This window comes from Kitasatospora sp. NPDC007106, assembly GCF_040634455.1.
Lineage (GTDB): Bacteria > Actinomycetota > Actinomycetes > Streptomycetales > Streptomycetaceae > Kitasatospora > Kitasatospora arboriphila.
Genome location: NZ_JBEYFP010001244.1, coordinates 1 through 1,377, shown reverse-complemented (window position 1 = coordinate 1,377; position 1,377 = coordinate 1). Strand labels below are relative to the sequence as shown.

1 protein-coding gene is annotated in these 1,377 nt (G+C 75.9%); it reads left to right on the top strand.

Features of this window, described 5'->3' with window-relative positions:
* The coding region (locus ABZ641_RS37505) for a LodA/GoxA family CTQ-dependent oxidase (protein ID WP_359989072.1) at positions 1–1,377 on the top strand (1,377 nt) is incomplete at both ends.

Genomic DNA, 1,377 nt, shown 5'->3' with positions numbered 1-1,377 from the left:
GCCGGGTTCTACGGGCACCAGGGCCTCGCCCCGTTCGTCACGCCGGAGGCCATGCAGCGCCTGAGCAGCACCTCCCCCGGCCGCCGGGCGCTGCGCCGTCAGGTGTTCAACGCCCTGCGGGACTTCGGACGCGACGGCGGCTCGCCGGTGCCGTGGCCGTGGCTGTACGGCGACGGGATGGCCGTCCCGCCGCGCACCCCGCTGCAGCACATGGCCCTCTCGCCGACCCAGTACCGGATGTTCCAGTACTGGGCGGACGGCGAGTTCGAGGACGACTGGGGCTCGCCCGACGTCCGGCCGGTGCACCGGCTCGCGGACCTGCCCGTCGCCGGGCAGCCCGCCGCACTGGACCGCGCCGCCCTGGACTTCTGCCTCGCGGACGCGTTCCACCCCGGCTGCGAGGTCACCTGGCCGATCCGCCACCCCTCGATGTACATGGCGCCGTTCCGGATCCGGCACCGCTCCGCCGACCGGCCGGAGCCGTCGTACGGCACGGTGCTCACCCCGGAGACGGCGCTCTCGGTCAACGGGCCGCTGTACGCCCAGGGGCCGGGCGACCTGACCCGGTGGATGGCGGTGCCGTGGCAGACCGACACCGCGAGCTGCCGCTCCGGGTACGAGCTGGCGCTGAGCCCGCGCCACGACCCCTACCTGCCGACCTTCTGGCCCGCCCGGGTGCCCAACCACGTCCTGACCGAGGAGGACTACCGGGTGGTGGCGGACGAGGGCCGGCCGCTCGACGAGCGGACGGAGGCCTTCGAACGGCGGGCGGTGTGGCTGCGCGGCCTCAAGGGGCAGAACGCCGAGCAGCTCAACCAGATGATCGACGACTGGTACCGGCTCGGCATCGTCGAGGTGCGGCACTCGACCGGCCGGTCGCCCGGTGCCGAGACGGCCGTCCGGCGGCCGCCGAGGGTGCAGACCGTCACGACCGCCGGATGGGCGCCGAGCAGGCCGCCGGTCGCCTCGTCCCAGACCTGCAGGGTCCGCGCCGCGTCCATGGTCAGCAGCACGGCGCGGCCGTCCAGCTCGGTGCGTTCCACCAGGGCGACGACCTCGCCGACCGGGCGGCCCGTCCGCAGGTCGCGGACCGTGACGGCCTCGTCGGTGTCGAGGCCGAGGACCAGCGGGCGGCCGTCGACCTCGGCCACGGCGAGGGCCAGCGCCTCGGCCGTCACCGAGGAGAGCCGGTCGGTGCGGCCGGACGGCCAGGCGTGCACCTGCTGCCCGGTCGCCGTGTCCCAGACCCGGACGGTGGTGTCGCGGCCCGCCGACACCACCATCGGGCGGCCGTCGACCACGGCCACGGCCACCGCCTTCGCCGGGCCGTCGTGGCCGGTGAGGGTCCGCCGCAGGCGTGGGTCCGCGGCGGGTCCG